7 protein-coding genes are annotated in these 5,775 nt (G+C 70.7%); 6 read left to right on the top strand and 1 reads right to left on the bottom strand.

All coding sequences use genetic code 11. The annotated features are described in order from the left end of the window. Nucleotides 1–299: 299 nt before the first annotated feature. The 4 genes from ACK4UM_RS18140 to ACK4UM_RS18155 all read left to right on the top strand — a co-directional run bounded on the left by ACK4UM_RS18140 (nt 300) and on the right by ACK4UM_RS18155 (nt 2,569). Nucleotides 300–1,028, top strand: a complete 729-nt coding sequence (locus tag ACK4UM_RS18140) for an energy-coupling factor ABC transporter ATP-binding protein (protein ID WP_409802129.1) — start codon at nt 300–302, stop codon at nt 1,026–1,028. A 1-nt stretch (nt 1,029) separates the two neighbouring features. After that, nucleotides 1,030–1,665, top strand: a complete 636-nt coding sequence (locus tag ACK4UM_RS18145) for an energy-coupling factor transporter transmembrane component T family protein (RefSeq protein ID WP_409802131.1) — start codon at nt 1,030–1,032, stop codon at nt 1,663–1,665. A gap of 61 nt (nt 1,666–1,726) precedes the next feature. After that, nucleotides 1,727–2,272 (top strand): biotin transporter BioY, encoded by a 546-nt coding sequence (locus ACK4UM_RS18150; RefSeq protein WP_409802134.1) that lies wholly within the window; start codon nt 1,727–1,729, stop codon nt 2,270–2,272. A gap of 72 nt (nt 2,273–2,344) precedes the next feature. Continuing rightward, nucleotides 2,345–2,569: a hypothetical protein gene (locus ACK4UM_RS18155; RefSeq protein WP_409802136.1), complete on the top strand. Its 225-nt coding sequence runs from the start codon at nt 2,345–2,347 to the stop codon at nt 2,567–2,569. A 33-nt stretch (nt 2,570–2,602) separates the two neighbouring features. On the opposite strand, the gene ACK4UM_RS18160 is transcribed toward ACK4UM_RS18155, so the two are convergent. Continuing rightward, nucleotides 2,603–3,370, bottom strand: coding sequence for a glycerophosphodiester phosphodiesterase family protein (locus tag ACK4UM_RS18160; RefSeq protein ID WP_409802138.1), 768 nt, complete (start codon nt 3,368–3,370; stop codon nt 2,603–2,605). Nucleotides 3,371–3,647: 277 nt separating this feature from the next. On the opposite strand from ACK4UM_RS18160, the gene ACK4UM_RS18165 reads away from it, so the two are divergent. After that, nucleotides 3,648–4,199, top strand: a complete 552-nt coding sequence (locus ACK4UM_RS18165) for a TRAP transporter small permease subunit (RefSeq protein ID WP_409802140.1) — start codon at nt 3,648–3,650, stop codon at nt 4,197–4,199. Between the two features lie 6 nt (nt 4,200–4,205). Then, nucleotides 4,206–5,594 (top strand): TRAP transporter large permease subunit, encoded by a 1,389-nt coding sequence (locus ACK4UM_RS18170; protein ID WP_409802142.1) that lies wholly within the window; start codon nt 4,206–4,208, stop codon nt 5,592–5,594. The last annotated feature ends 181 nt before the right edge of the window (nt 5,595–5,775 follow it).

Consider the following 5,775-nt stretch of genomic DNA (forward strand, 5'->3'; position numbering starts at 1 on the left):
CCTCCTCTCGAAGGCCCCGCCGCGTCGGGAGCCGCGATATAGGCCACACGACTCCCACCCGTCAACAGCCGATTCGGAAAAATCTTCGCCGGCTGACCGAGCCAGAGGGGAGGGGGGCGCCGGTCCGGAGACATCGGGCCCCACCCGACCCCCGTCGCTGCGCTCCGGGGGCCACCCTCGCCTACAGGGAGGGATGAAGGGAGGAGGGATGAAGATGAGGGGCGGCGTGCTTGCTTGCTCGCGCGGCTCATGCTTGACGTCTGCGGCGCCCGCATCCGCCATCGCCCGGAGCCCCGCTCATGCACGGACAGCCCGCGAGAGACGCAATCGGCGCGCAAGCGGCGCCGGAGGGGATCGTCCTCGCCGACATCGCGCACGAATTCGGCGCGCGCCGCGTGCTCGACGGCATCGATCTCGTCCTGAGCGAGCGCCGCATCGGCCTCGTCGGCGCCAACGGCTCGGGCAAGAGCACCCTCGCGCGCCTCTTGAACGGCCTCGTCCTGCCGACGCGCGGGCGCGTTCTCGTCGACGGGCTCGACACGCGCACGCAGACGAAGGCGGTGCGCAGGCGCGTCGGCTTCGTCTTCCAGAACCCCGACAACCAGATCGTCTATCCGATCGTCGAGGAGGATCTCGCCTTCGGCCTCGCGCGCCTGCGCCTGTCGAAGGAGGAGACCCGCGCGCGCATCGAGGCGGCGCTCGCGCGCTTCGGCCTCTCTCGGCTGCGCGAGGCCTCGGCCCATACGCTGTCGGGGGGAGAGAAGCAGCTCCTGGCGCTCGCGGGCGTGCTTGCGGCGCAGCCCGAGATCCTCGTCCTCGACGAGCCGACGACGCTCCTCGATCTGCGCAATGCGCGGCGGATCGCGGCGATCATCGAGGAGGTCGCGCAGCGCGTGGTGCTCGCGACGCACGATCTCGCCCTCCTCGAGCGCTTCGAGCGGGTGATCGTCCTCGACGAGGGGCGGATCGTCGCCGACGACGCGCCGGGGCCGGCGCTGGCGGCTTACCTGCGGCGGATGGGGTTTTGAGATGCTCGCGCTCCACCGCCCCGGAACGAGCCCGATCCATCGGCTGCCCGCCGGCGCGAAGCTGATCGCGCTCGGCCTTGCGGGCACGGCGATCGTGCTCGCCGACGCGCTCCCCCTCCTCGCCGCGGCGCTCCTCGCGGCGATCCTCCTCTACCGCGCGGCCGCGCTTCCCCTCGCGCTCGCGGGCGCGCAGCTGCGCCCGCTCGCGCTCGTGCTGACGATCCTGCTTCTCGTGCAGGGCCTCGTCGTCTCCTGGGAAGCCGGCCTCGCGCTCGTCCTGCGCTTCTCGACCCTGATCCTGCTCGCCGGCCTCGTGAGCCTGACGACGCCGGTCTCGGCGATGACGGACGCGCTCGCGCGGGGGCTCGCGCCTTTGCGCGCCGTCGGGGTCTCCCCGGTGCGGGTCGCGTTCGCGATCGCGCTCGCGGTGCGGTTCGTGCCCGTGATCGCGCAGATCGTCGGCGAGATCCGCGAGGCGCAGGCGGCGCGGGGGCGGGAGCGCAGCCTCGTCGCGCTCGCCGTGCCGCTCGTGATCCGCACGCTCGCGATGTCGGACGCCGTCGCCGAAGCGATCGAGGCGCGCGGCGGTCTCGACGAGGGGCCACACGAGGTTGACGCGCCCGAGCGTCCGGCCTAACCCCCCGCTCACCCTATCGCCGCGCGCCGAATGCCGGCTCCTTCGAGAAGCGAGACGCCCCATGACCACCCGCGACCTCACCGCGATCGCGCTCTTCGCCGCGCTTACCGCCGCGCTCGCGATCGTGCCGCCGATCACGATCCCGGTGCTCGCCGTGCCCGTCACCGCGCAGACGCTCGGCGTGATGCTCGCGGGCTCGATCCTGGGCGCGAAGCGCGGCGGCCTCGCGATCCTCCTCCTCCTCGCACTCGTCGCGGTCGGGCTGCCGGTGCTCGCCGGCGGGCGGGGCGGGCTGTCGGTCTTCGCCGGGCCCACCGCCGGCTTCCTCCTCGCCTGGCCGCTCGGCGCCTTCGTCATCGGGCTCCTCACCGAGCGCGTCTATGCGCGGCTCGGGCACGTCTCGTCCTTCCTGATCAACCTCGTGGGCGGTGTCGTCGTGATCTACGCGCTCGGCATCGCCTGGCTGATCGTGGGCTTCGGCGTCGCGCCGCAGACCGCGATCGCCGGCTCGGCCGCCTTCGTCCCGGGCGATCTGATCAAGGCGGGCATCGCGGCGATCGTCGCGGTGCGCGTGCGCCAGGCCTATCCCATGATCGCGCGGGCCTGAGACGGCGCGGAACGACCCGGCCCCCTCTCGCGTCATGGCACCAAGACGACCATGCGGGAGGGGAGGCCGCCGATGGCGACCTATCGCGTCACATTCATGAAGACGATCTGCGACGATACCGGCCACGAGCACCGCATCGCGCAGCGCTCCTATACGGTCGAGGCACCGGACGAGGCGACCGCGCGCGAGGCCGCCGCCGCGGCCTATGCGCGCGCGGAAGGGGCCGATTGGCGGCTGCGCGCGGACGATCTCGAGGTGACGGTCGAGCCGGAGCCGCCGGGAAGCGGGCGCGGCTGATCGCAGCGCCGGCCGATCCGCGCGGTCGCGCCGTCAGCGCGCCGGCCAGGCGCCGCGGCGGGCGAGCACGCGCGCGAGCACGCTCGGCCGCCCGGTCATCACGCCGTCGACGCCGAGATCGAGGAGGCGCTCCATCTCCGCCTCCTCGTCGATCGTCCAGACATGCACCGCGATCCCACGGGCATGGGCGGCCGCGAGGAAGCGCCGCGTGACGATCTCCACCCCGGATCGACGCGGCACCTGCAGGACCGGGAAGGCGAGCGAGCCCACGGGGAGCCCGAAGCCCGCGAGCCAGGCGCGCGCGACGCCGAGCCGGCTCGGCGACCAGCACAGGCGCTCGCCGAGGAGCGCGCGGACCCGTCGCGTGCGGCCCTCGTCGAAACAGCCGACGCAGACCCGGTCGATCGCGGAAAGCCGCGCCACCGCCTCGGCGAGCGGCGCCACCGCCGCCTCCGTCTTCGGCTCGAGGTTGAAGCGGATGTCGGGGAAGGCTTCGAGCATCGCGTCGAGGCGCGGAATCGGCTCGCCGCCGAGCGTCCGCCGGGCCGAGAGTTCGGCGAAGGCGAGATCCGCGATGCGGCCCGGACTGCCGGTGATGCGGGCGAGATCGGCATCGTGGAAGAGCACCGCGACGCCGTCGCGCGTCGCCTGCACGTCGGTCTCGATATAGCGGAAGCCGAGGCCGACGGCATGGGCGATCGCCGCGTGCGTGTTCTCCTCCGCCTCCGCGCCGCCGCCGCGATGGGCGAAGGCGATCGGGCCCGGATGGTCGAGGAAGGGAAAGCGCGGCCTCGGCGTCACGTGGTGCCTCCCGGATGCGTGGGGCGGCACTCTCTTATGCGCGCCCGAACCTGTCCAGGCGTCGCGTCGGGCCCATCGGAAACGGCACACGAATTCGGCATCGTCCGCGTGCGGCTTACCCGTTGACCGAGGCGGCAATCCGTGATCTTAGGGGCCAAGACCGATGTGCGGGATTGCACGTAAGTCGTAACAACGAGAGCGTGCGCAACGATCGTCGCGCGATATCTCGTCGGGTTCCGCGCCTGCGGATCCCCCAGGGCAAGGGAGGGTCGACGCTTTGCGTGCCATTGCGCTGATGGTTCGCGCCTTGAGCGGCGTGAATTGGCTCGTCGGCAACGTGTTCTCGTGGCTGGCACTGGGTATCGTCGCGGTCTGCTTCACGGTCGTGGTGCAGCGCTACGTCTTCTCCACGACGCAAGTCTGGATGCAGGACCTGTATGTCTGGCTGAACGGGGCGATGTTCACGGCGGTGGCCGGCTACGCGCTCCTGCGCGACGATCACGTCCGGGTGGACATCTTCTATCGTCCGGCGAGCCTGCAGCGCAAAGCGCTGATCGACCTCATCGGCGTGTTCATCTTCCTCATCCCGTTCTGCTGGGTGGTGTTCATCTACGGGCTGCCCTTCGTGCAGCGCTCGTGGCGGATCTGGGAAGGCTCGCCGAACTGGGGCGGGATGCCCGGCTATTGGGTGCTGAAGACGTTCATCCTCGTCTTCGTCGCCGTCGTCTTCATCCAGGGGCTCGCCATGGTCGGGCGCAGCATCCTGGTGCTCGCGGGCAAGCAGGACCTCCTGCCCGACTATCTGCGTTACGGTCACGGTCGGGAGTGAGCCGGCATGGATCCCGTTCTCATCGGCGAGATCCTCGCCGGATCGATGTTCTTCGTCATCATCGCGATGCTGATGCTCGGGTTTCCCGTGGCGTTCACGCTCGCGGGCGTGTCCCTGATGTTCGGTGCGGTGGGCGCCTTCTTCGGCGTGTTCGATCCGTCGAACTACGCCGCGCTGCCGGCGCGCTATACGGGCTTCATGTCGAACGAGGTGCTCGTCGCGGTGCCCTTGTTCATCTTCATGGGCGTGATGCTGGAACGCTCGGGGGTCGCCGAGAAGCTGCTGCTCACCATGGGCAAGCTGTTCGGCAACCTGCGCGGCGGGCTCGGCATGTCGGTCATCATCGTGGGCGCGCTGCTCGCCGCCTCGACGGGCGTCGTCGGGGCGACGGTGGTGACCATGGGGCTGATCTCGCTGCCGGCGATGCTGCGCGCGGGCTACGACCCGCGCCTCGCCTGCGGGACGATCTGCGCCTCGGGCACGCTCGGCCAGATCGTGCCGCCCTCCACCGTCCTGATCTTCATGGGCGACATGCTGTCGGGCATCAACGCCCAGGTCCAGATGGCGAAGGGGAATTTCGCGCCGACGCCGGTCTCGGTCGGCGATCTGTTCGCCGGCGCCTTCCTGCCGGGGCTGCTGCTCGTCGGTCTCTATCTCTCCTTCATGATCTTCAAGGCCTTCACCGCGCCGCAGACCTGCCCGGCGACGCCGGTGCCGCCGGAGGAGCGCAAGGGCCTCTTCAAGGAGGTGCTGATCGCGCTGATCCCGCCGCTCCTCCTGATCGTGGCAGTGCTCGGCTCGATCCTCGGCGGCATCGCGACCCCGACTGAGGCGGCCTCGGTCGGCGCCGTCGGCGCGACCCTGCTCGCGGCCCTGCGCTGGAAGCTGAGCCCGGCGACCTTCCGCCAGGTGGTCGTCTCGACCGCGACGATCACCTCGATGATCTTCATCATCCTCTTCGGCGCCTCGGTCTTCGCGATCGTCTTCCGCCTGATGGGCGGCGATCGCCTGGTGCAGGACCTCCTCGCGGCGCTGCCGGGCGGGGCGGTGGGCGCCGTGCTCGCCGTCATGCTGATGATGTTCATCCTGGGCTTCATCCTGGACACGTTCGAGATCATCTTCATCGTGATCCCGATCACGGCCCCGGCGCTCCTCAACTTCGACGTCGATCCCGTGTGGCTCGGCGTCATCGTGGGCGTGAACCTGCAGACCTCGTTCCTCACGCCGCCATTCGGCTTCGCCTTGTTCTATCTGCGCGGCGTGGCGCCCAGTCGCATCACGACGGGCATGATCTACAAGGGCGTGATGCCGTTCGTCGTCCTCCAGGTGTTCGCGATCGGCCTGCTCTTCGCCTTCCCCGGCCTCGCGACCTGGCTGCCGCGGCTCTTGTATTGAGACGGCGCGCGCGATCGCAACGAGAAACGGCCGGCCCGAGGACATCGGGCCGGCCGTCTCGCTTTCGGCTCCGCCGCGGAGGCGGGACGGCTCGGAATCCGTGGATCTTCGTCCGTGGCTCTCTCGCCAGCTGCCTCGTCGCCGTGGGGGGGGGGGGGGGGGGGGGCGCCGCCCGCGCCCC

Source organism: Salinarimonas sp., from assembly GCF_046292825.1.
Classification (GTDB): Bacteria; Pseudomonadota; Alphaproteobacteria; order Rhizobiales; family Beijerinckiaceae; genus Salinarimonas.

Excerpts from the sequence above, each read along its gene's own strand:
- ACK4UM_RS18140 (WP_409802129.1), top strand. The coding sequence starts at position 300 with ATGCACGGACAGCCCGCGAGAGACGCAATCGGCGCGCAAGCGGCGCCG.
- ACK4UM_RS18170 (WP_409802142.1), top strand. The coding sequence starts at position 4,206 with ATGGATCCCGTTCTCATCGGCGAGATCCTCGCCGGATCGATGTTCTTC.
- ACK4UM_RS18145 (WP_409802131.1), top strand. The coding sequence starts at position 1,030 with ATGCTCGCGCTCCACCGCCCCGGAACGAGCCCGATCCATCGGCTGCCC.
- ACK4UM_RS18150 (WP_409802134.1), top strand. The coding sequence starts at position 1,727 with ATGACCACCCGCGACCTCACCGCGATCGCGCTCTTCGCCGCGCTTACC.
- ACK4UM_RS18155 (WP_409802136.1), top strand. The coding sequence starts at position 2,345 with ATGGCGACCTATCGCGTCACATTCATGAAGACGATCTGCGACGATACC.